The sequence below is a fragment of the Cupriavidus sp. BIC8F genome (assembly GCF_032465815.1).
GTDB lineage: Bacteria > Pseudomonadota > Gammaproteobacteria > Burkholderiales > Burkholderiaceae > Cupriavidus > Cupriavidus necator.
The window spans coordinates 2,803,271-2,825,580 of record NZ_CP136094.1; the positions used below are offsets into that span (position 1 = coordinate 2,803,271).

The following is a 22,310-nucleotide window of genomic DNA, read 5'->3' on the forward strand; positions in this document are numbered from 1 at the left end:
AAATCGAACTTTAAGGAGCGTCTGTAAGTCTTTAATCTTGCTAACAATTTCTTTCTTTCCTACACTAGCGCCATTCCTATGCGCTGAACGAATCATGTTCCGGTCTGATTCCATTTTTTCCAGATTCTTCGGCTCCGCACCCCTGTCCGCTGTTGCCGCCGCGGTCCTGGTGTCGGTGTCGATGGTCGCGGCGCCTGTCGCCGAAGCGGCCACCACGTCCACAACTACCCAAAAAACGTCCAAGAAGCAGGCAAAATCGGCTAACGCCGAGAAAAAGACTACTTCAAAAACTGTCGCCAAGAGTTCGCGTGGCGGCAAGGTCGCCAAGAGCGAAGCAAGCAGCACGCGCAAGGTGGTGGTGCTGAAGAACGGCAAGCGCCATACCGTCGTGGCCCAGCGCGCGGCACCCGTGCGCGCCGTCTTCACCCCGGCCAAGCCGTCGTTGGGCGAAGCCATGGGCTTGCGCGACACCGATGACGCGCTGGCACTGCGTTCCAGCGTGGCGCTGGTGATGGACCAGAACTCGAACGAGGTGCTGTTCCAGAAGAACGCCAGCGCGGTGCTGCCGATTGCCTCGATCACCAAGCTGATGACCGCGCTGGTGGTGATGGACGCCCGCCTGCCGATGGACGAAGTCCTGACCATTTCCGAGGACGACCGCGACACCGAGAAGCACAGCAGCTCGCGCCTGCGCTTCGGTACGCAGCTGACGCGCCAGGAACTGCTGCTGCTGGCGCTGATGTCGTCCGAGAACCGCGCCGCGTCGGCGCTGGGCCGCAACTATCCGGGCGGCCTGCCGGCCTTTGTGCAGGCGATGAACCGCAAGGCCCGCGAGCTGGGCATGAACGACAGCCACTTCGTCGATTCCAGCGGGCTGTCGAGCAGCAATGTGTCGAGCGCGACGGACCTGGTGCGCATGGTCAACGCGGCGTACCGCAACCCGACCATCCGCGAGTTCTCGACGCAGACCGAGCATGAGGTCAACGTGATGGGCCGCACCCAGCACTACGTCAGCACCAACCGCCTGGTGCGCGGCGGCAACTGGGAGATCGGCCTGCAGAAGACCGGCTTTATCTCCGAAGCTGGCCAGTGCCTGGTGATGCAGGCCAAGGTCCAGGGCCGCAACGTGGTGATGGTGTTCCTGGACTCGGCCGGCAAGCTGTCGCGCTTTGCCGATGCCAACCGCGTCAAGGAGTGGCTGGAGCATGCGCCGGCGCCATCGGCGCCGCAGCGTGGCTTCCCGTCGTCGCCGAACCTGACGCAGGCTCCGGGCGGCGCGCAAGCGATCCTGGCTTCGCAGCAGTCGCGCGGCATCTGATACGGAACGCCTGACCGGAAAAAACGCGCCGTGCTACGGCGCGTTTTTCTTTTTGGCGGCCGCAGCCATCAGAGGAGCTTGCCGGGGTTCATGATCCTGGCCGGGTCGAACACGGCCTTGATCTCGCGCATCAGCCGCAGTTCCAGCGGGTCCTTCATGGCCAGGAAGGCATGGCGCTTGAGCTGGCCGATGCCATGCTCGGCGCTGATGCTGCCGCCGTAGCGCATCACTTCGTCCAGCACCGCGTCGGTCACCGCATCGCCTTGCGTGGCCGCCCAGTCCCTGGGCGCGCCGGCTGGGCGCGACAGGTTGTAGTGCAGGTTGCCGTCGCCGAAGTGCCCGAAGATAAAGGGCCGGATGGCGGGGTCGAGCCCACGCAGCCGCGCTTCCATCGAGGTCATGAAGGCCGGGATCTGCTCGATCGGCAGCGAGATGTCGTGCTTCAGGTGCGGCCCGTCGGCGCGCTGTGCCTCGGAGATTTCCTCGCGCAGTTTCCACAGCGCCTGCAATTGTGCGAGCGAGGCAGACACGGCTGCATCGAGGCACAAATCGCGCTCCAGCGCCTCGCCGATGACGCGTTCGAGCAGCGCATTCAGTGCCGCTTCATCGGTGGTGTCGGCCAGCTCCACCAGCACATAGGCAGGATAGCGCTGCGCAAACGGCTCCTGCACCCCTTCCGCGTGCGTGAGCACCAGGTCCAGGCAGTCGCCGGTAAAGAACTCGAAGGCCTGCAGGCGTGCGCCGCACTGCGCGAACAGCAGCTCGTAGAATGCCAGCGACTGCGCCGGCGAGGCCACCGCCGCCAGCACCACGCTGCGCGTGTCGGTGCGCGGGAACAGCCGCAGCGCGGCCGCGGTGATCACGCCGAGCGTGCCTTCGGAGCCGATCAGCAACTGCTTCAGGTCATAGCCGGTATTGTCCTTACGCAGCGTGCGCAGGCCGTGGAAGACCTCGCCGTTGGGGAGCACGGCTTCCACGCCCAGCACCAGCTCGCGCGCCATGCCATAGCGCACCACGTTCACGCCGCCGGCATTGGTCGCAAGGTTGCCGCCGATCTGGCACGAGTCTTCGGCCGCCAGCGACAGCGGCAGCAACCGGTTGGCGTCTTGCGCCGCGCGGCGCAGGTTGCCGAGGATGCAGCCGGCCTCGGCAACCATGGTGTTGGCGATGGTGTCGAGCGAGCGCACCGCGTTCATGCGGTCCAGGCTCAGCACCACGTTCTGCGCCTGCGCATCGGGCGTGGCGCCGCCGCACAGGCCGGTATTGCCGCCGCGCGGCACCACCGGCACCGCGGCCTGCTGGCACAGCGCCAGGGCGCGCGACACCTCGTCCACGGTACGCGGCCGCAGCACGGCCTGGGCCTGGCCGCGGTAGATGCCGCGCCAGTCGGACAGCCACGGGGCGATGTCGTCGGGGTTGGTCAGGACGGTGTCGGCGCCGAGGGCCTCGGTGAGCCGCTGGGCGAATTGGCCGGTTTGCATGGTGGCGGTGTCGTTTCAGGAAAGGGAAGGGGGGCTGGCTGGGCGCGCTGTCGACGTTTCATCGGCGCGCGTGCGCAACACAAGGCCAAGCCGGCGTGCGGCGCATTGCAGGTGCGTCACCGCGGCAGCGCGGGCCGCCGCGGCATCGCCACGGCGGATGGCATCGACGATCGCTTCATGCTCGGCATGCACGGTCTCGGCCAGGCCGGCCTGGCGCAGCGTATTGGCGCGCGCGGTGGCCACGGCCTGGTGCAGCTGCAGGTTCAGGTACTGCAGCAGCTGGCGGTAGTAGGGGTTGTGCGTGGCGGCGGCAATGCCGATATGGAAGGCGGCGTCGATATCGGCGGCCGGCTGCGGGTCATAGAGATGAGCGTGCAGCCGCTGCAGCAAAGCGCTCAGTGCGGCCACGTCCCCATCGCTGCGGCGCACGGCGGCCAGCGCCGCGGCGGCGCCTTCCAGGTCGATGCGCAGGTCATACAGGTCGGCCAGCCCGCTGGCGTCGATATCGGGTTCGCGCGGCAACTGGAACCCCGCCGCGCCGGTACGCGAGCGCACCGTGCAGCCAACGCCCTGGCGTGACTCGACGAACCCCTGCGAACGCAGGTGCTCGGTGACTTCGCGGATCACCGCGGCGCTGACGCCGTACTGCTCGGCCAGCTGCCTGCCGGTCGGCAGCCGGCTGCCGACGGGGTAGGCGCCGCTTTCGATATCGGCGCGCAGCTGGCGGGTGACCTGCTCGGTGAGGGTGACGGCGCGGGTTCGCATGGGTGCCGATTATAAGGTTTGCTGGTTATCTGAAAACTAAGGGTAAACCATTGAATTGGGATGGCCGTAGCCCCAAAGCAAAACGCGCGGACTGCCATGATGGCAGTCCGCGCGTTGGCGGTGGCTGGTGATTCGGTCTTCAGGCGGCGGCTTCGGTCACGTAGCCCATGCCGCGCGAGATCTGCAGCGCCGTGTCCTTCAGGTTCTGCAGCCAGCTGTCCTGCAGCCGGTCGGCCGGCGCCGACAGCGACAGCCCGGCCACCAGCCGGCGCGAGTCGTCATAGATGCCGGCGGCAATGCAGCGCACGCCCAGTTCCAGCTCTTCATTGTCGCGCGCATAGCCGTTGGAGCGCACCCAGCTGAGTTCCCGCTCCAGCTTGGTCAGGTCGGTGATCGAAGTGCGGGTATGTCCGGCCAGTCCGGTGCGGGTGGCGTAGTTGCGCACGCGCGCGGCTTCGTCCGCAGCCAGGAACAGCTTGCCGACCGAGGTCAGGTGCAGCGGCGCGCGGCCGCCGATGGCGCGCACCACCTGCATGCCCGAGCGCTCGCTGTAGGCGCGCTCGATGTAGACGATCTCGTCGCCCTGGCGCACCGACAGGTTCACGGTCTGGCCGGTGACGCGGTGCAGTGCGCGCATCGGCGCCAGCGCCGCGTCGCGCACCGACAGGCGTGCCTTGACCAGGTTGCCCAGTTCCAGCAGCCGCATGCCGAGCCGGTAGCTGCCGGGATCGGAGCGGTCGACAAAGCGGCAGGCCACCATGTCGTTGAGGATGCGGTGGGCAGTTGAGGGATGCAGCCCCGTGGCCAGTGACAGCTCTTTCAGGCTGACCGGGTCGGCGTGCTGCGCGAGCGCGTCCAGCAGGGTCATCATGCGCTCGATGACCTGGATGGACGTCTTGCCGGGTGACTTGTCTGCGTCGGACATAGAAGGGAAAAGGAGAAATGTTGCCTTGCGGCATTTTTAAGCGTCTGCCTGATTCTATCTCGCATTGTGAAAATTTCAATAGGTGAAATGACATTACCGTAAGAAACGCCCGGTGATGTCGCTACCGGAAGTGATGTGCATTGCACCGGATTCACGCCCTTGCTGAACGGTTTGTGCGCCACACGCGCGACGCAAACGCGCATAATTGCGGGGTTTCGGGGTCTGGAGAAGTCGACAATGCGAGTTGGTCTGTTCGCCACCTGCCTGGTGGACCTGATGCGTCCGGAAATCGGGTTTTCGGTGCTCAAGCTGCTGGAAGCCGCCGGCTACGAGGTCATGGTGCCCGAGGCGCAGACCTGCTGCGGCCAGCCGGCCTACAACTCGGGCGAGCGCGCGGTGTCGCGCGACCTGGCGGAGAAATTCCTGCGCGAGTTCGAGATGTTCGACTACATCGTGGTGCCGTCGGGCAGCTGCGGCGGCATGATCCGCCAGCACTACGGCGACCTGCTGCACAACGATCCCGAACTCAACGGCCGCTATGAGCGCCTGCGCGAACGCGTGTTCGAGCTGACGGATTTCCTGGTCAACGTGGCCAGGGTGCAGACGCTGCCGTCGTCGTTCTCGGGCCATGTCACCTATCACGACTCCTGTTCCGGCCTGCGCGAGCTGGGCGTCAAGCAGCAGCCGCGTGAGCTGCTGTCGCGCCTGCCGGGCGTGCTGCTGACAGAAATGAAGGATTGCGAAGCCTGCTGCGGTTTTGGCGGCACCTTCTCGGTCAAGTACGGCAATATCTCGACGGCGATCGTCGACGAGAAGTGCGCCAACATCAAGGCCAGCGGCGCCGATACCGTGGTGCTGGGCGACCTGGGCTGCATCCTCAATATCGAAGGCCGCCTGCGTCGCACCGGCGACAGCAGCACGCGCGTGCTGCATATCGCCCAGGTGCTGGCGGGCGACGCCTGACATCCGCTGAAATCCGGGGAATCGCCACGATGCAAGTCCACAGCATGGAATTCAAGGCGCGCGCCGGCCAGAAGCTGGCCGACCAGCGCCTGCAGCAGAACCTGAAGAAGCTTTCGACCAAGTTCGTCACGGCGCGCGCCGACGCGATCCGCGATATAGACTTCGACGCCACGCGCGAGGCCCTGAAAGAGCGCCGCAACCGCGCGCTGGAAAACCTCGACGTCTGGCTGGCCACCTTCGAAGAGAACGCGGCGAAGCGCGGCGCCACGGTGCTGTTTGCCGAGACCACCGCCGATGCTGCGCGCCTGGTGGCCGAGATCGCGCAGAAGCATGGCGTGAAGAAGGTCATCAAGAGCAAGTCCATGGTGACCGAGGAAATGCGGCTGAACCAGGTGCTGGGCGAGATGGGCGTGCAGAGCATCGAGACCGACCTGGGCGAATACATCCTGCAGATCAACGACTCGGAACCGCCATCGCACATCATTGCGCCGGTGGTGCACAAGGACAAGGACGAGATCGCCGACCTGTTCGCCAGGGTCCACCACAAGCCGCGGCTGACCGAGATCCCGGAGATGACGCGCGAGGCGCGCGAAGTGCTGCGCCCGGAGTTCCTGAGCGCCGACATGGGCGTCACCGGCGGCAACTTCATCATTGCCGAGACCGGCTCGGTGGCGGTGGTCACCAACGAGGGCAACGAAGGCATGTGCACGGTGATGCCGCGCGTGCACGTGGCCGTGACCGGCATCGAAAAGGTGCTGCCGACGCTGGAAGACCTGGCCACGGTGATGCGCCTGCTGCCGCGCTCGGCCACCGGCCAGGCCATCTCGAACTACTTCTCGCTGCTGACCGGCCCGCGCGCCGAGGGCGAGCGCGACGGCCCCGAGCATATGTACTTCGTGCTGGTCGATGGCGGCCGCACCGGGCTGATCGGCGGCGACTTCCAGGAGATGCTGCGCTGCATCCGCTGCGGCGCCTGCATGAACCACTGCCCGGTCTACCAGAAGATCGGCGGCCACGCGTACGGCTGGGTCTATCCGGGCCCGATGGGCAGCGTGCTGACACCCAGCTACGTCGGCCTGGCCAATGCGATCGACCTGCCGCAGGCGGCGACCATGTGCGGCGAGTGCAACCGCGTGTGCCCGGCATCGATCCCGCTGTCGGACCTGCTGCGCAAGCTGCGCGAGAAGCAGATGGAACGCGGGCTGCGCCCGTGGCAGGAGCGCTTCGCGGTGCAGGCGTGGGGCTACGTCGCCAAACGCCCGGAGCTGTATGCCTTTGCCACCCGCATCGGCGCCTGGCTGCTGGGCCGCATGGGCGGCAGCAACAAGCTGATTGCCAGCCTGCCGATGGCGGGCAAGGGCTGGACCGAAACCCGCGACATGCCGGCCCCGTCGGGCCGCACGTTCCGCGAACTGTACAAGGAAAGGAGGGCACGTTCATGAGCGCCGCCAACAACGAAGCACTGGCGCGCATGCGTGCCGCACTGGACCAGCACCTGGCCGGATCTATGCCCGCTGGCGACCTGGTGCGCGCATGGCGCGAAGCCGGTGCGGGGCTGGCGCTGCCGCCGGTCTACGGGCAGGCGATGGAAGAACTGCTGCGCCGGCTCGAGATGTCGGCGGTGTTCGCGCAGGATAGCTGCTCGTTCTCGAGCTCGGCCGTGACGGACCAGCTGACGCGCTGGCTGGACAAGGCGGCAACGGTCTGAGGCTTCAGTACAGCACCACTAACCCTTCATCATCCCCGTCAGCGTATCCACGAATTCCAGCGACAGCCGCGACAGCGGTTCAGTCTGCACGTGGAAGATCTGCACCGAGGCATTGACCTTGGTGCGTACCGGTACCGCGACGATATTGGGCCAGCTCTGGCCGAACACGGTCATGGCATCGACCAGCGCGATGCCGGCGCCGGCCTGCGCCAGCGCGCGCGCCACGTGCGCCTGCTCCACCTGCACGCGCATATCGGGCTGGTTGCCCTCGCTGCCGAACATCTCATGGACCAGCAATCCGAACGGCACGTCCGGTCCGTAGCCGATCAGGTCTTCCCCGACCAGCTCGGCCGGGCGCACCCAACTCCGCGTGGCCAGCCGGTGATCCACCGGCACCAGTGCCACGATCGCGTTCTTTACCAGCAGGCGCGCCTCCAGATTGGGGTGCACCAGCGGCATGTTCGACACGGCCAGGTCCACCTGTCCTGACAGTAACGCGCGCAGCATATTGCCGGGGATCTGCGTTCGCACCACCACGCGCACCGCCGGGTGCGCAGCGCGAAAGCTGGCGATGGCGCGCGGCAGCACGGTTTGGCCCAGGTTGGGGCTGCATGTGAGGCGCAGGCTGCCGGTGCGGTTGGCCGCGAGGTCCTCGGCGATCTCGTTGACGCGCTCGATCCCTTCATAGACCGCATTCACTTCGCCCAGCAGGCGCCGCGCTTCCGGCGTAGGGTAGAGCCGCCCCTTGGTGCGGCGGAACAATTCCAGGCCGAGGCGTTGCTCGGTGTGCGACATCAGCCGGCTGATGGCCGGCTGCGACACGTACAGCAGCTTGGACGCACCGCTGATCGAGCCGGTCAGCATCACCGCGCGGAATACCTCGATCTGGCGCAGGTTCATTTTCATGACATTAACCTGATGTTAAGGCTGGCGGACATATAAGCATATGACAGTCAATGGCGCCATACCTACACTGAACTCCATCGACACACGCCGCGCGCCGCAGGGCACGCACCAGCGATGTGCAGGGTTTTCCCTCCCGGAGGCAGGAGACTGTATGAGCGACATCCATCTCACCTACATCAACGGCAAGGACATCGCGCGCCTGGAAATGACCGACGCCGAGATCCTCGACGCGGTCGAACAGGCGCTGGTGGCGCAGGGCAACGGCCAGACCGTGATCGAGCCGCGCGTGCACCTGATTCCCGACCCCGCCTTCAACGGCCACTTCAACGTGTTGCGCGGCTATGTGGCGCCGCTGGGGCTGGCAGGCGTCAAGATCGTCGGCGACTTCGTCGACAACTACAAGCTCGGGCTGCCATCGGAAATGGCGATGCTCAACCTGTTCGATCCGCGCACCGGCATGCCGGTGGCGATGATCGATGCCACCTTCATTACCGATGCCCGCACCGGCGCGCTGACCGCGCTCGGCGCCAAGCATCTGGCGCGCCGCAATAGCAAGGTGCTGGGCCATATCGGCGCGCGCGGCACCTCCTACTGGAATGTGCGCCTGCTCGACAGCCTGTTCGACTTCGACGAGATCCGCGTGCACTCGCGCCGCCCCGAAAGCCGCAATGCCTTCGCCGCGAGGCTGGAGCGCGATCTCGGCAAGAAGATCGTCGTCACCGAAGACTGGGAGTCGTGCGTGCGCGGCGCCGATATCGTGATCGAGGCCTCGCGCCTGGAGCGGCCGACGCCGATGCTGAAGACCGAGTGGATCAAGCCCGGCGCCTTTGTCGTGCCGTACGGCACCATGAGCGCGGTCGAGCTGTCGCTGACCGACATCATGACCAGGATGGTGGTGGATGACTGGGGCCAGTGCAAGGGCGGCATGTTCGGCTCGCTGCGCGCGCATGTGGAAGCCGGCAAGCTGTCGGAACAGACGCTCTATGCCGAGCTGGGCGAGATCGTCGCCGGGCGCAAGCCGGGCCGCCAGAGCGACGACGAGACCAACCTGTTCTGGCACCGCGGCCTGTCGCTGAGCGATATCGCGCTGGGCCACGCCATCCTGAAAAAGGCCGAGAGCCGCGGCCTGGGCCAGAGGTTGCTCTACGCATGATCGCCAACGCCCGCATGTACTCGGTCAGCGCCCCGGTGGAGCAGGCGTGGCGCGCGCTGTTGGCGCACGTGGCCGACCGCGCCGGCGTGGACCTGCCGTATGTCGAACATCCCGCGCCGGCCCCGGTCAACGCGTTGTGGGCGCGGCCGGACTGCGGCTGCGTATTCATGTGCGGCTATCCCTATGCCAGCGCGCCGGTAACGCCGCAATTGCTGGCCGCGCCGGTGCCGGCGCTGGCGCGCTACGGCGGGCGCCCGGTCTACTTCAGCGAATTCATCGTGCGTGCTGACGCGCCGGTGCAGGCGCTGGCGCAGACCTTCGGCGCTCGGCTGGCATGCATGCTGCCTGAGTCCAACTCGGGCTACAACGCGCCGCGCCATCACCTGATGCGGCTGGCGCCAGCCGGCACCCGTGCGCCGTACCGGCCTGCCGCCGCACCTACGCCGACACCGCGTGAGGTCATCGACGCGGTCATCGGCGGGGACGCCGAGGTGGGAGTGGTCGACAGCTATGTGCTGGACCTGCTGCGCCGCTTCGAACCCGGGCTCGCGGGCCAGCTGAAAACGCTGGAGGTGACCCCGGCCGCGCCGATCCCGCCGCTGGTCGCCTCCGCGCAGGCCGACCCGCACGAGTGCGCGTATGTGCGTGCCGCGCTGCTGACGCTGCATGAGGGTGCAACGGGGACCGCGCTGCTGTCCATGCTGGGGCTGGCGCGCTTTGCGCCGGTGCAACCGGCCGACTATGCCGTTCTGCCTGAACTCGCACGCGAAGCGGACCAGGCGGGGTTTGCGCTGACCGATGCCGGACCGGGCACGGCCAGGCACGATGACTAGACTGCCGGCGCGGTGGGGGAGCCAAGCCTGATCACTGCCAAATAGGGGAAACCGTCATGAAGACCGCTGTGAAACCTGATGTGGAAGCTGCCGTGAAGCCCGCCGTAAATCCTGTCCTTCGACGCATGGCCATGCGCTACTTGCTTGCCTGCATCGGGGCCTGCGCCCCGTGGCTCGCTGCCGCACCCGCGCTGGCCCAGCCGCCTGGGTATCCCGCCAAGCCGGTGCGCATCGTGGTGCCGTTCGCCGCCGGCGGGCCCGCCGATGTGCTCGGCCGCGCGGTCGGCGAAGGCATCGCCAAGGCCACCGGCCAGAGCGTGCTGGTGGAGAACAAGGCCGGCGCTGCCGGCACCATCGGCGTCGACATGGTGGCCAAGGCCGCGCCCGACGGCTATACGCTGGCGCTGGTGCCGGTCGGCAATATCGCGGTGAACCCCACGCTGATGCCGAACCTGCCGTACAAGCCGGCCGACCTGGCGCCGGTGGCGATGCTGGCCACCGCCGAGAACGTGCTGGTGGTCAATGCGGCCACGCCAGTCAAATCGCTGGCGGAACTGCTCAAGCTGGCCGGGCAGAAGCCGGGTGAGCTGAGCTTTGCTTCGCCCGGCGCCGGCAGCCAGGCGCACCTGGCCGGCGAACTGCTGCAGCTGGATGCCCATGTCAAGCTGAACCACGTGCCGTACAAGGGCATCAGCCCGGCCATGACCGATGTGGTCGGCGGCCAGGTGACGATGATGTTCGCGCAGATGTCGGCGGCGCTGCCCTATATCAAGGCCGGCAAGCTGCGCCCGCTGGGTGTGGCCAGCGCCAAGCGCTCCGCGGTGCTGCCCGATGTACCGACCATCGCTGAACAGGGCTTCCCGAAGTTCGAGGCGTTGTCGTGGTATGCGCTGATGGCCCCGGCCGGTACGCCCGCGGAGATCGTGCGCAAGCTCAGTCAGCATGTTGATGCAGTGCTGGCTGATGCGACGCTGAAGGAAAAGCTGGCCACGCTGGGGATGGAAGCGGCCGGCGGCACGCCGCAGCAGCTTGCCACCACCATCCAGACGGAAAGCACGCGCTGGGCCGGCGTGATTCGGCAGCGGCATATCACTATCGACTGAAGCGTCGCGCACTGGCATGAAAAAGGGGAGCCGCCTGGCTCCCCGTCTTCATCGCCCGCCGTCTTCAACCCAGCAAGAGCGCATCATCATCCAGCTGCTCGTGCCGCGTCTGCTCAAACATCTTCAGCAGGTCCGGCACATCCAGGCCCTTGCGCTTGTCGCCAGACACGTCCAGCACCACCTGCCCCTGGTGCAGCATCACCGTGCGCTGCCCATAGTCCAGCGCCTGGCGCATGCTGTGCGTCACCATCATCGTGGTCAGCTTGCTTTCCTCGACGATGCGCGCGGTCAGCTCCAGCACGAAGGCGGCGGTCTTCGGGTCCAGCGCGGCGGTGTGCTCGTCCAGCAGCAGGATGCGCGACGGCTGCAGCGAGGCCATCAGCAGGCTTACCGCCTGGCGCTGGCCGCCGGAGAGCAGGCCGATGCGGTCGGTCAGGCGGTTTTCCAGGCCGAGGTTGAGCAGGCGCAGCTTCTCGCGGAACAGCTCGCGCGAGGCGCGGTTCAGTGCCGGGCGGAAGCCGCGGCGGCTGCCGCGGGCCATGGCCAGGGCCATGTTTTCCTCGATGGTCAGCGCCTCGCAGGTGCCGGCCATCGGGTCCTGGAACACGCGGGCCACCAGTTGGGCGCGGTCCCATGCGGGCTGGCGCGTGACGTCGGTGTCATCGATGGCAATGCGGCCCGAGTCGACCATCTGGTCGCCGCTGATCGCGTTCAGGAAGGTCGACTTGCCGGCGCCGTTGGAGCCGATCACGGCCACGAACTGGCCGCTGGGGATCTCCAGGCTGAGTCCGCGCAGGGCGCGGGTCTCGATCGGGGTGCCCGGGTTGAAGGTGAGCTTCAGGTCTTGTGCGCGCAGCATCTCAGGCACCTCCGTTCTTGCGGGCGAACAGCTTCTTGCGGGTCGCCGGCAGCACCAGCGCGATTGTCACCAGCGCGGCGGTGACCAGGTTCAGGTCCTGCGCCTTGAGGCCGATGAAGTCGCTGTTCAGCGCCAGCGCAATGAAGAAGCGGTACAGGATGGCGCCCAGCACCACGGCCAGCGTGGTCCAGATCAGGCGGCGTGCCGGCAGGATGGTTTCGCCGATGATCACCGCGGCCAGGCCGATCACGATGGTGCCGATGCCCATGGAGATATCGGAGCCGCCCTGGGTCTGCGCGAACAGCGCGCCGGCCAGTGCCACCAGCGCATTGGACAGCGCCATGCCGGCCAGCGTGGCGCGGCCGGTGGGGATTCCCTGCGAGCGGGCCATGCGCGGGTTGGCGCCGGTGGCGCGCATTGCCAGGCCCAGCTGCGAGCTGAAGAACCAGTCCAGGCCGACCTTGGCCACCACCACCACCACGAGCAGCACCAGCGGCCGCAGCACGTAGTCAGGCAGCCATTCGGGCTGCAGGATGGTGAACAGCGTGGGCTCGGTGATCAGCGGCACATTGGGGCGGCCCATGATGCGCAGGTTGACCGAGTACAGCGCGATCATCATCAGGATACTGGCGAGCAGGTCCATGATCTTCAGGCGCACATTGAGCCAGCCGGTGATGAAGCCTGCCAGCGCGCCGGCTGCAATCGCCACGGCAGTGGCCACGAACGGGTCCTGGCCGGCGGCGATCAGCGTCGCGGCGACGGCGCCGCCGAGCGGAAAGCTGCCATCAACGGTCAGGTCGGGGAAGTTGAGGATGCGGAAGGAGATCAGCACCCCGAGCGCCACCAGGCTGAAGATCAGGCCGATCTCCAGGGCGCCCAGAAGGGAAAAGAGGGACATGGGGGAATCCTGTTGCAGGGGCTGGCGGCTGCCTTGGCGCCGCCTTCGGGGCGGGTGGGCCGGCCGCCCGTGTGGGGCTGCCGGCCGCCTCGCCCTGTTCTGTCCCGTCGGGCCGGATAGGCCCGACGGAGCACCCGCCGCCTTGCGGCGGCAGGGGGCAGTGCTGGTCTGTGCTTACTTGATGACCGTCTTGGCTTCCTTGACCAGCTCCGGCGACAGCGTGACGCCTTGCTTGGCAGCGGCGCCCGTGTTGACGAAGAGTTCCAGGTTGTCGCTGGTCTGCGAGGCGATCGCGCCCGGCTTCTCGCCCTTCAGGATGCGCACCACGACCTTGCCGGTCTGGTGGCCGAGGTCGCCGTAGTTGATGCCCAGCGCGGCCACGGCGCCACGCTTGACGCTGTCGGTATCGGCGGCCACCAGCGGGATCTTGGATTCGTTGGCGACCTTGACCAGGGACTCATACGCCGACACCACGTTGTTGTCGGTGTTGGTGTAGATCACATCGACCTTGCCGATCAGGCTCTTGGCGGCCGGGCCAATGTCAACGGTACGCGGCGCGGCGGCTTCCTTGAGCGTCAGGCCGTCCTTGGCCAGCAGCTCCTTCAGTTCCTTGACCACTACCACCGAGTTGGCTTCGCCCGGGTTGTAGACCATGCCCACGGTCTTGGCCTTGGGCACCACGCGCTTGATCAGGGCGACCTGCTTGTCCAGCGGCAGCTTGTCCGACACGCCGGTCACGTTGGTGCCCGAGGCCGACCAGCTCTTGACCAGTTGCGCGGCGACCGGATCGGTCACGCCCGAGTACACCACCGGCACGGTCTTGGTGGCGGCAACCACGGCCTGGGCCGACGGCGTGGCGATGGCAACGATGGCGTTCGGGTTGTCGCCGACGAACTTGCGGGCGATCTGCGCCGCGGTGCCGGTGTTGCCCTGGGCGCTCTGGTATTCCCACTTCAGGCTCTTGTCGGCGTCGTAGCCGGCGGCCTTCAGTTCGGCGCGCACGCCGTCGCGGATGGCGTCCAGCGCGGGATGGTCAACGATCGACAGCACCTTGACGGTCTGGGCCTGCACGGCGCCGCCGTACAGCAGTGCCAGCGCCACGGCGCCGCCCAGGATGGACTTGGTTGCTGCGAAACCCTTGATGGACTTCATTGTCTGTTCTCCCCCGAAACTCGGTTCTGGATTGGATACGGCCGCGGATGGTTCGGTCCGCCGTCCTGGCCCGCGCGCATGCTGGCGTACGGTGCCGGTCCGGGCGGGCGCGGCGGCTTCCTGCGGCTGGAGGGAGCGTGCGCGGGCGCGTCGGATGCGACAGCGATAAGGCTGCGAGGATACCATTTCTCGCGCACGATATGGACAGTCATCATGCCGAAGTGGGGCATCGGATGCTGTCAGACGCCCGCAATCCGCCATCGAGGCGCATTTTATTGCGCGGGATTCATATTTTGCTTGTGGATTACCCTGATTGCGGCGGCGACATCTTCATGCAATTGCGCGATCGGGGTGTCGAGGCTTTCCTCGAGCCCTGGCTTTCGCCGGCATGATGAAAACGATGCGGTACGCGCCGTGTATCGGCGGCCAGAGCGGGGATCTTGAATTCACGTTTCGAAAAGATTCATGTCTTCCAGCCGGTATTCGGAAATTCAGATCAGCTAGCATTCATCCACTGCGGCAGCGCCGGGACGCCTTGGAAGAGGGCTGTTGCCCCGAAATCTCCGACACAGCGCTGGATTCGCGAGCGATGGGATGGGTTGTCCTCCGTGATGGCATCAAAACCTGTGAGGTTCGCTATGTATCGTGTCTTGAGTATTGCCGTGCTGGGGGTCTCGCTTGCGGCGTGCAGCACCCCGGCGCCGACGGCTTCGGCGCCGGTCACCCAGCCCGCGTCCGTCCAGCCCGCGGCTTCCACTGAACCGGCGGCTGCCAGCAAGCCGGCAGCCAATGCTGTGGACCCGGCGGTGATCCAGGCCCTGAACAACATGGGCACCTACCTGTCGACGCTGAAGCGTTTCAGCGTCGATATCGACCTGGACGGCGAGCGCGTCCTGGCCGATGGTCAGAAGCTGCAGCATTCGGCGACCGCCAAGATCGACATCGACCGGCCGAACAAGATGCGGGCGCTGATGCGAAGCGCGCGCGCGCAACGTGACCTGATCTACGACGGCAAGACCGTTACGCTCTACCAGCCGGAGCAAAAGTACTACGCGTCAGCCGGCGTGACGGAGAACCTTGGCGATCTGATCGTTCATCTGCGCCGGCGGTTCGGGATCGAGGTGCCGATCGGCGACCTGTTCCTGTGGGGAACGCCCGCGGCACCCGTGGACGACATCACCTCGGCCATGTACGCGGGCAGCGACTACATCGATGGCACGCTCTGCGAACACTATGCCTTGCGCCAGGGGGCGGTCGACTGGCAGATCTGGATTGCAGGCGGCAGCCGTCCGGTGCCGCGCAAGGTGGTGATGACCAACCGGGCTGACGAGGCACGCCCGCAGTCGGTGACTTGGCTGGACTGGAAGCTGAAGCCGGCTTTCAAGGATTCCGTCTTCCACTTCACGCCGCCGCAGGGCGCCCGTGAGGCCAAGTTCGTTCCGCTCAGGACCCAGTGAAGGAGAGGCACATGAAACGAGTCGAAAAGTCCCTCCTCGCGGTCCTGGGTGCCGTCGTGCTTGCCACCTATGGCTGGGTGCCGCAGGCTGAAGCGCGTGGCGGCGGTCACGCCGCGGGGCGCGGCGGTGGTGGCGGCGCACAGGTCAGCAACGTGCGGGCCGACGCACGCACGAACAATGTCCGCAGCTCCAGCGTGAACAGCGTCAATGCCAACCGGAACGTCAACATCAATACGAACCGGAACGTCAACGTCAATGTCGACACGCATGGCGGATGCTGCGGCGGCTGGGACAACGACTACCACCCGGTTGCCACCGCTGCCGCCGTAACCGCAACGGTGGCCGTGACCGCTGCTGTGGTGGGTTCGGTCGTGCGCTCGGTCCCGCCAAGCTGCGTCCCGGTCAGCTATGGCGGCATGGTGTACCAGCAGTGCGGCAGCACCTGGTATCAGCCGCAGGGAACCCAGTACGTTGTGGTGAATGCTCCGTACTGACGCGGCTGGCTGCGATGGGTTGAGCCGCGCCAGTCCTGCCTGAGGCGTCGGCTCAGCCGCGCAGCGCCGCGGCGCACTCGCGCACCAGCGCCGGGCCGCGGTAGATCAGGCCGCTGTAGACCTGCACCAGCTTCGCGCCGGCGTCGATCTTGGCGCGCGCATCGGCGCCGCCGAAGATGCCGCCCACGCCGATGATCGGCACCGCGTCGCCGACCACGCCGTGCAGCGCGCGCACCACCCGGGTCGAGGCCTCGAACACCGGGCGGCCGGACAGGCCGCCGGCTTCCTCGGCGTGGGGCAGGCCCTTGACCGCATCGCGCGAGATGGTGGTGTTGGTGGCGATCACGCCGTCGATCTTGTGCCGCACCAGTGCGTCGCCGATATTGCCGACCTGGTCGGCATCCAGGTCCGGCGCGATCTTCAGCGCCAGCGGCACGTAGCGCTTGTGCCGGTCGGCCAGGCGTTGCTGCGCGTCCTTCAGCGTCGACAGCAGGCTGTCCAGCTCGCTCGCGCCTTGCAGCTGGCGCAGGTTCTTGGTGTTGGGCGAAGAGATATTGACCGTCACGTAGCTGGCATGCGGGTAGACGCGTTCCAGGCAGTAGAGGTAGTCATCGTTGGCGCGCTCGATCGGCGTATCGGCGTTCTTGCCGATGTTCAGCCCCAGCACGCCGCCCTCGGCCTTCCAGCGCGATGCCCGCACATTGGCGACAAAGGCATCGACGCCGCCGTTGTTGAAGCCCATGCGGTTGATCAGCGCATCTGCCTGCGGCAGCCTGAACATGCGCGGGCGCGGGTTGCCCGGCTGCGCGCGCGGCGTGACCGTGCCCACCTCGATAAAGCCGAAGCCGAACGCGGCCAGCCCGTCGATATAGGCGCCGTCCTTGTCCAGCCCCGCGGCCAGCCCGACCGGGTTGGGGAAGCGCACCCCCATGACCGTGCGCGGGTCGTCGGCAATCTTGTTGCCGATGCAGCCGCCCAGGCCCATGCGGTGGGCGCGCAGCAGGTTGTTCAGCGTGAAATGGTGGGCGTCCTCGGCATCCATCGAGAACAGGGCGGGGCGAAACAGGGGGTAGAGCGCGTTGAGCACGTGGGGCAGGGGCAGAGTGAATACCAGGCCCGCATTGTAGCGGCTGGGCCGCATGCCCGGGCAGCGCGCGGGCGGATGCCGCGACCCGGCTATTCCTGGCGGGGTGCAGGCTCGGGGCTGGCCGCATCCCCGGCTTCGTCCTCGAACGCATGCCAGTGGTTGTCGGTCAGCACCTGCAGCGGCCGGAAGCGTGCCTTGTAGGCCATCTTGCGGCTGTCGGCGATCCAGTAGCCCAGGTAGAGGTGCGGCAGGCCCAGTTCAAGCGTCTGGCGGATCTGCCACAGGATGTTGTAGGTGCCGTAGCTGGCGTTGCGTTCAAGCGGGTCGTAGAAGGTGTAGACCGACGACAGCCCGTCGTCGAGCACGTCGATCATGCTGACCATGCGCAGGCGCCCGGCCTCGGGCGAGCCCGGCGGTTCGCGGAACTCCACCAGGCGCGAGTTGACGCGGCTCTGCAGCAGGAACTGTTCGTACTGGTCGCGGCTGTCCTGGTCCATGCCGCCGCCGGCGTGGCGCATCGACTGGTACAGCAGGTACAGCGAATAATGCTCTTCGACATAGGTCAGCGGCGCCACCAGTGCCTGCAGGTGCTGGTGGCGGCTCCAGGCGCGGCGCTGCGAGCGGTCCGGCGCGAACTGGTCGACCACCACGCGGCATGGCGTGCAGGCGTGGCATTCGTCGCAATACGGCCGGTAGGTGAAGATGCCGCTGCGGCGAAAGCCGGCGCGCACCAGGCGTGAATAGACGTCGGCATTGATCAGGTGCGCCGGGGTGGCGACCTGGGAGCGTGCCATGCGGCCGTCGAGATAGCTGCAAGCGTAGGGCGCCGTGGCATAGAACTGCAGCGCGGAGAGCGGAAGTTCCTTCAGCTTGCTCATGACTCAGGGGGCTCCGGGCGGGACGATGCGGCCGGACGCGCAGTCAGCGGGGCGTCCCGTGCCAGGTTTCAGCCGGCCGGCGCGGCGGGCGTCCCGGCCCAGCGCTCCAGCACCGATTTGTCGAACCGCCACGGGCTGATCGCCGGTTGCGCCGTCGCCGCCCGTACATGGGCCACGAATTCTGCGCGGGGGATCGGGCGCGCACCCAGCGAGGCCAGGTGGTCGGTTTCCTGCTGGCAGTCTATCATCGCCACGCCGTGATTGCCGAGGAACGCGCACAGCGCTGCCAGCGCAATCTTGGAGGCATCGGTGCGGTGCGCGAACATCGATTCGCCGAAGAACATCCGCCCCAGCGCCACCCCATACAGGCCGCCCACACGTTCGCCGCGGTACCAGCTTTCGACCGAATGGGCCATGCCGTTGCGGTGCAGCGTACCGTACGCGGCAATGATGTCGTCGGTGATCCAGGTGCCGTCCTGGCCGTCGCGCGGCGTGGTCGCGCAGGCGCGCATCACCGCCAGGAAGTCGTCGTCGACGCGGATCTCCCAGTCAGCATCGCGCAGCACGCGGCGCAGGGTCTTGCGCAGGTTGAGCGAGACGCGCAGCGCAGGCGGGGGCAGCACCATGCGCGGATCGGTGCTCCACCACAGCACCGGCTGGCCGCTCGAATACCACGGGAAGATGCCCTGGCGGTACGCCAGCAGCAGCCGCTGGGGCGACAGGTCGCGGCTGGCCGCCAGCAGGCCGGGGGCCTCGGAATCGGGTCCGAGCGCCTCGCCAACTGGCGGAAACGGGTCTTGCGGGTCCAGCCAGGCAATCATGCGGGCTGCGCCGTAGGGCGATGCGCGGCAGCCGCGCCGCTCAGGGCGTGACCGTGGCCCGGCTGGTCAGCGGGCGCATGGGCTTGTCGATATCCAGGCTGTGCAGCCTGAAGCTGCCGTCCTGCAGCCGGCCGGCGGCGCGGTCGGCGAAGAAGCAGCGCAGGGTGTGGATCACGGTGGGGAACGCCAGTTCATCCCAGGGCACATCGGCCTCTTCCACCAGCTTGACCTCCAGGCTTTCCTCGCCGGGGGCGATATCCAGGTCGTCCAGCGTGGCAAGGTAGAAAAGATGCACCTGGTGCACATGCGGCACGTTCAGGATCGAGAACAGCTCGCCGACCCGCACGCGCGCGCCGGCTTCTTCCAGCGTCTCGCGCGAGGCAGCCTGCGCGGTGGTTTCGCCGATCTCCATGAAGCCCGCCGGCAGGGTCCAGAACCCGTAGCGCGGCTCGATCGCGCGCTTGCACAGCAGGACCTTGTCCTCCCACACCGGGATCGTGCCGACGACGTTGCGGGGATTGACGTAGTGGATGGTGCCGCAGTTGTCGCAAACACTGCGCGGGCGGTTGTCGCCGTCAGGCACGCGCAACACGACCGCATGACCACAGTTCGAGCAGAATTTCATGAGGGGCGTCCGGGAGGAATGGCGAAAGTGTATCACCCTCGCCGAGGGGGCCGGCAGGCATGATTGGGGCGGTGGGGCACCATTGGTTAAGGCAGCCGGGTGCTGCACGGAGGGCAGCATCGGGTTGCCAGCGCCGGAGAGCACTGGAAAACAAAAAACCCGCCAGTGGCGGGTTTATCTGCTTTGACGGCGCCGCATGATACGCATCATGCGGTTGGTTGCGGGGGCAGGACTTGAACCTGCGACCTTCGGGTTATGAGCCCGACGAGCTGCCAACTGCTCCACCCCGCGTCCGTCGAAGAGAAGACTATATAGCATCTGGTTGCGCAATGCAACACCTGATTAAAAATACCTTCCAGCGGTGAGCATTGCCGCATGCCATAACGATTAGATCGCCGGCACGGGGCAGAGGTTCAGCCCTTGCCAGCGTTATCGATTGTGCGCTGCCACAGCGCGGCTTCGAACTCGAAGCTGTCGCGTTGCTGCAGGTCGTCGCGCTGCCAGATCACGCGGTCGCGGCGTACCGTCAGCATCCAGGTGGTGGTGGCCAGCGGCGCCGGGTGGGAGAACGCGCGCGGGGTCAGCACCGCGCCGCAGGGGCCATGCTGGGGATCGCGCACGGAGGTGTAGCGGATCAGGCCAAGGCCGGCCTCGCGCGCGATGCGGCCGAAGGCCTGGCAGGGCTCATGGTGGTCGGGGTCGGTCCAGGTTGCGTGGTCCTGGTCGAGCGGCGGTGTGTCCAGCGCCACGCCCCAGGTCTCGACGCGCACTTCGAACAGTGTCTGCGCGCGGGCGTCGATGCCCGGCAGCGCGGGGCTGTCGTTGAGGAAGCGCCAGCGCCAGTAGCCGAGTTCGGCGCACGCGGTGCGGATTTCGTTGGCGCCGTAGAACACGCCCGGATCCTGGCTGGCGCGAAAGCGCGAGCCCCAGGGCGAGGGCGGATAGCGGAACGGGGTGAACAGCAGGTAGTGCAGGTGGCGTGCCTCGGCGGGCACGGCGGGTTTGCCGGCGTCGAGCACGGCTTCCAGCACAGCCTGTTCTTCCAGGCTGTCGACCAGCGGCATGGTGGATACGACGTGCTGGGCCTCCACCGCCCGCCACAGCGTGAGCGCGAACTGCCGGCGCTCAGATGCGACCGCGGGTGGCGTCCAGGTAGTGAACGACACGGACCAGACCTTCCGTTGTGCGGATCATTTCAAGGGGCTTGCCGCCCAGCGCCAGGTTTTCATTGGTCAGCCATAGCCGGGCCTGGTCGCCGTGGCCCAGGATGGCATCCAGCGATCGGAACAGGCGCACGAACAGCACGCCGAATTCCCACTCCTTGCGGTGCGCATCGAGCACATAGCCGCCAGATGCCATGCGCGACACTGATGCCGTGCTGATGCCCAGCACGCTTGCCACAATGGCCTGGCTGATGCCAAGGAAGCCAGCGGCGCGCATCACCGCCTTGGTCAGTGTGGTGCCGGGGTCGGGGCCGCCGGCGGGATCGGTTTCCGGAATCCGCCTCGATTGCATCGCCATCACTCCTGTTTCTTCAGAAAGATTATAGGCGATGCATTTCAGAAGGGAAGCGGCTGCTGAAAAGACCAGCAAACTGCGGGGGCTGAGTCAGTAGGTCTCGATATGGAGCCGGCCCTCGGCCTTCATGGCGGTTTCGATCTCCGGCCAGGCGTGCCCGGCGCCGGCGCACACCGCTTCGAATGCCTCCAGCACGCCTGCTTCCATGCCCTTCAGTCCGCAGATATAGACATGGCCGTTGGGATCGGCCAGCAGGGCGGCGGCGCTGTCCGCGGCCTCGCGGATCGCGTCCTGCACGTAGCGGCGCGGCGCGGCGGGGTCGCGCGAGAAGGCGAAATGGATGTCCAGGAAGTCCTTGGGCAGCTTCAGCAGCGGGCCGAAGTAGGGCAGTTCGTTGGCGTTGCGGGCGCCGAAGAACAGCTGCCGGCGCCCGCCGAAGTGCGCCATGTTGCGGCGCATGCGCTCGGTCATGGCGCGCATCGGTGCTGAGCCCGTGCCGGTGCAGATCATCATGATGCTGGCCTCGGCATGGTTGGGCATCAGGAAGGTCGATCCGAACGGGCCCACCACCTGTACGTTGTCGCCCTTGGCCAGGTCGCACAGGTAGTTGGACGCGACGCCCCGCACCGGCTTGCCGTCGTGGTCCTGGTCGACCCGTTTGACGGTCAGCGCCAGGTTGTTGTAGCCGGGGCGCTCGCCGTCGCGCGGGCTGGCCACCGAGTACATGCGGATGTAGTGCGGCTTGCCCGACGCATCCGTGCCGGGCGGCACGATGCCGATCGACTGGCCTTCCAGGATCGGGAAGAAGTGCGTGCCGAAATCCAGCACGATATGGTGGATGTCGCTGGACGCGTCCTCGGCGGTCAGCCGGTAGTTGCCGGCCACGGTCGCAGTGACCGGCGCGCGCACGCCATGCAGGTTCACATAGGGATGGGCCGCCGACCACGGCGCACGCGGCGAGGTGTGGCGGCTGGTTTCCACGGACTGGATGACCGCGTCGGGTGCGGCGCCGGTTGCCGTGCCGCTGCCGGGGGTTGCCTCCGGCGCCTCACCCAGGTCGGCCAGTTCCGGCAGCGGCACCTCGGCCGGCAACTCGTCCCACAGCAGTTGCGCCTCGATCGGGTAGGCCTGGCCGCGCAGCATGGTGCGCCAGTTGTCGATGGCGCCGGTCGGGCAGGGCGACAGGCAGGCGTTGCAGCCGTTGCACACGTCCGCCCTGACCACGTAGTTGCGGTCGTCGTGGGTGATGGCATCGATCGGACAAGTGTCCTCGCAGGTATTGCAGCGGATGCAGATTTCCGGATCGATCAGGTGCTGCTTGATGATGTCGGGGGCGCCCATGGCGTGTCTCCGGTGGCTCCTGGCC

At 66.9% G+C, this 22,310-nt stretch carries 24 protein-coding genes and 1 tRNA gene; 10 read left to right on the plus strand and 15 right to left on the minus strand.

Translation table 11 applies throughout. The annotated features are described in order from the left end of the window. The first annotated feature begins 94 nt into the window (after positions 1–94). A complete protein-coding gene (gene pbpG / locus RS901_RS13085; protein WP_316149176.1) occupies positions 95–1,318 on the plus strand; it encodes a D-alanyl-D-alanine endopeptidase in 1,224 nt (407 codons plus the stop codon). Between the two features lie 68 nt (positions 1,319–1,386). On the opposite strand, the gene RS901_RS13090 is transcribed toward pbpG, so the two are convergent. The 3 genes from RS901_RS13090 to RS901_RS13100 all read right to left on the minus strand — a co-directional run bounded on the left by RS901_RS13090 (position 1,387) and on the right by RS901_RS13100 (position 4,489). Then, a complete protein-coding gene (locus RS901_RS13090; RefSeq protein WP_316149177.1) occupies positions 1,387–2,799 on the minus strand; it encodes an FAD-binding oxidoreductase in 1,413 nt (470 codons plus the stop codon). Between the two features lie 15 nt (positions 2,800–2,814). Beyond that, the gene (locus RS901_RS13095; RefSeq protein ID WP_316149178.1) at positions 2,815–3,564 is read right to left on the minus strand and encodes a FadR/GntR family transcriptional regulator; all 750 of its coding nucleotides are present in this window, start codon (positions 3,562–3,564) and stop codon (positions 2,815–2,817) included. Positions 3,565–3,703: 139 nt separating this feature from the next. Continuing rightward, on the minus strand, positions 3,704–4,489 hold the full coding sequence (locus RS901_RS13100) for an IclR family transcriptional regulator (protein WP_013956405.1): 786 nt from the start codon (positions 4,487–4,489) through the stop codon (positions 3,704–3,706). 237 nt (positions 4,490–4,726) lie between these two features. On the opposite strand from RS901_RS13100, the gene RS901_RS13105 reads away from it, so the two are divergent. The 3 genes from RS901_RS13105 to RS901_RS13115 are packed head-to-tail and all read left to right on the plus strand — an operon-like array spanning position 4,727 to position 7,160. Further along, on the plus strand, positions 4,727–5,452 hold the full coding sequence (locus RS901_RS13105; protein ID WP_316149180.1) for a (Fe-S)-binding protein: 726 nt from the start codon (positions 4,727–4,729) through the stop codon (positions 5,450–5,452). A 29-nt stretch (positions 5,453–5,481) separates the two neighbouring features. After that, positions 5,482–6,894, plus strand: coding sequence for a LutB/LldF family L-lactate oxidation iron-sulfur protein (locus tag RS901_RS13110; RefSeq protein ID WP_316149182.1), 1,413 nt, complete (start codon positions 5,482–5,484; stop codon positions 6,892–6,894). Continuing rightward, positions 6,891–7,160 carry a hypothetical protein gene (locus RS901_RS13115; RefSeq protein WP_316149183.1) on the plus strand — a complete coding sequence of 90 codons (270 nt, stop codon included), beginning with the start codon at positions 6,891–6,893 and terminating at the stop codon, positions 7,158–7,160. The genes RS901_RS13110 and RS901_RS13115 overlap by 4 nt, the downstream gene beginning before the upstream one ends. Positions 7,161–7,178: 18 nt before the next feature. Here the strand turns inward: RS901_RS13115 and RS901_RS13120 are convergent, their stop codons facing one another. Then, complete coding sequence (locus RS901_RS13120) at positions 7,179–8,066, minus strand: LysR substrate-binding domain-containing protein (protein ID WP_013956407.1); 888 nt, start codon at positions 8,064–8,066, stop codon at positions 7,179–7,181. Positions 8,067–8,217: 151 nt separating this feature from the next. Here RS901_RS13120 and RS901_RS13125 point away from each other — a divergent pair, with 151 nt between their 5' ends. From RS901_RS13125 to RS901_RS13135, 3 genes are read left to right on the plus strand one after another with little or no spacing between them, the layout of a single operon-like run. Beyond that, complete coding sequence (locus RS901_RS13125) at positions 8,218–9,219, plus strand: ornithine cyclodeaminase family protein (protein ID WP_011615047.1); 1,002 nt, start codon at positions 8,218–8,220, stop codon at positions 9,217–9,219. Next, entirely contained in the window at positions 9,216–10,052 is an 837-nt protein-coding gene (locus RS901_RS13130; protein WP_316149184.1) for a phosphate/phosphite/phosphonate ABC transporter substrate-binding protein, read from the plus strand. Before RS901_RS13125 ends, RS901_RS13130 begins: the two co-directional genes overlap by 4 nt. A 56-nt stretch (positions 10,053–10,108) precedes the next feature. Continuing rightward, entirely contained in the window at positions 10,109–11,155 is a 1,047-nt protein-coding gene (locus tag RS901_RS13135; RefSeq protein ID WP_316149185.1) for a tripartite tricarboxylate transporter substrate binding protein, read from the plus strand. Between the two features lie 64 nt (positions 11,156–11,219). Here the strand turns inward: RS901_RS13135 and RS901_RS13140 are convergent, their stop codons facing one another. From RS901_RS13140 to RS901_RS13150, 3 genes are all read right to left on the minus strand, one after another. Further along, a complete protein-coding gene (locus RS901_RS13140) occupies positions 11,220–12,014 on the minus strand; it encodes an ABC transporter ATP-binding protein (protein ID WP_114136460.1) in 795 nt (264 codons plus the stop codon). 1 nt (position 12,015) lies between these two features. After that, positions 12,016–12,912, minus strand: coding sequence for an ABC transporter permease (locus RS901_RS13145; protein ID WP_013956412.1), 897 nt, complete (start codon positions 12,910–12,912; stop codon positions 12,016–12,018). A gap of 174 nt (positions 12,913–13,086) precedes the next feature. Further along, on the minus strand, positions 13,087–14,064 hold the full coding sequence (locus tag RS901_RS13150; protein WP_316149187.1) for an ABC transporter substrate-binding protein: 978 nt from the start codon (positions 14,062–14,064) through the stop codon (positions 13,087–13,089). 200 nt (positions 14,065–14,264) lie between these two features. Here RS901_RS13150 and RS901_RS13155 point away from each other — a divergent pair, with 200 nt between their 5' ends. From RS901_RS13155 to RS901_RS13165, 3 genes are read left to right on the plus strand one after another with little or no spacing between them, the layout of a single operon-like run. Next, positions 14,265–14,456 carry a hypothetical protein gene (locus RS901_RS13155; protein WP_316149188.1) on the plus strand — a complete coding sequence of 64 codons (192 nt, stop codon included), beginning with the start codon at positions 14,265–14,267 and terminating at the stop codon, positions 14,454–14,456. 48 nt (positions 14,457–14,504) lie between these two features. Next, positions 14,505–15,521 carry a DUF2092 domain-containing protein gene (locus RS901_RS13160; RefSeq protein WP_316149189.1) on the plus strand — a complete coding sequence of 339 codons (1,017 nt, stop codon included), beginning with the start codon at positions 14,505–14,507 and terminating at the stop codon, positions 15,519–15,521. Positions 15,522–15,532: 11 nt separating this feature from the next. Then, a complete protein-coding gene (locus tag RS901_RS13165) occupies positions 15,533–16,015 on the plus strand; it encodes a hypothetical protein (RefSeq protein WP_316149190.1) in 483 nt (160 codons plus the stop codon). A gap of 52 nt (positions 16,016–16,067) precedes the next feature. Here the strand turns inward: RS901_RS13165 and RS901_RS13170 are convergent, their stop codons facing one another. The 8 genes from RS901_RS13170 to boxA all read right to left on the minus strand — a co-directional run bounded on the left by RS901_RS13170 (position 16,068) and on the right by boxA (position 22,285). Next, a complete protein-coding gene (locus RS901_RS13170) occupies positions 16,068–17,102 on the minus strand; it encodes a quinone-dependent dihydroorotate dehydrogenase (RefSeq protein WP_316153492.1) in 1,035 nt (344 codons plus the stop codon). A gap of 89 nt (positions 17,103–17,191) precedes the next feature. Further along, the gene (locus tag RS901_RS13175) at positions 17,192–17,980 is read right to left on the minus strand and encodes an arginyltransferase (RefSeq protein WP_316149191.1); all 789 of its coding nucleotides are present in this window, start codon (positions 17,978–17,980) and stop codon (positions 17,192–17,194) included. 68 nt (positions 17,981–18,048) lie between these two features. Next, complete coding sequence (aat, locus tag RS901_RS13180) at positions 18,049–18,801, minus strand: leucyl/phenylalanyl-tRNA--protein transferase (RefSeq protein ID WP_035815704.1); 753 nt, start codon at positions 18,799–18,801, stop codon at positions 18,049–18,051. Between the two features lie 40 nt (positions 18,802–18,841). After that, complete coding sequence (locus RS901_RS13185; protein ID WP_316149194.1) at positions 18,842–19,426, minus strand: NUDIX hydrolase; 585 nt, start codon at positions 19,424–19,426, stop codon at positions 18,842–18,844. A gap of 215 nt (positions 19,427–19,641) precedes the next feature. Then, positions 19,642–19,717 (minus strand) — tRNA-Met (locus tag RS901_RS13190). A 122-nt stretch (positions 19,718–19,839) separates the two neighbouring features. Beyond that, a complete protein-coding gene (locus RS901_RS13195) occupies positions 19,840–20,592 on the minus strand; it encodes an RES family NAD+ phosphorylase (protein ID WP_316149195.1) in 753 nt (250 codons plus the stop codon). Further along, positions 20,552–20,941, minus strand: coding sequence for an MbcA/ParS/Xre antitoxin family protein (locus RS901_RS13200; RefSeq protein WP_316153494.1), 390 nt, complete (start codon positions 20,939–20,941; stop codon positions 20,552–20,554). Before RS901_RS13200 ends, RS901_RS13195 begins: the two co-directional genes overlap by 41 nt. 93 nt (positions 20,942–21,034) lie before the next feature. Next, positions 21,035–22,285: a benzoyl-CoA 2,3-epoxidase subunit BoxA gene (boxA, locus tag RS901_RS13205; protein ID WP_316149196.1), complete on the minus strand. Its 1,251-nt coding sequence runs from the start codon at positions 22,283–22,285 to the stop codon at positions 21,035–21,037. Between the last annotated feature and the right edge of the window lie 25 nt (positions 22,286–22,310).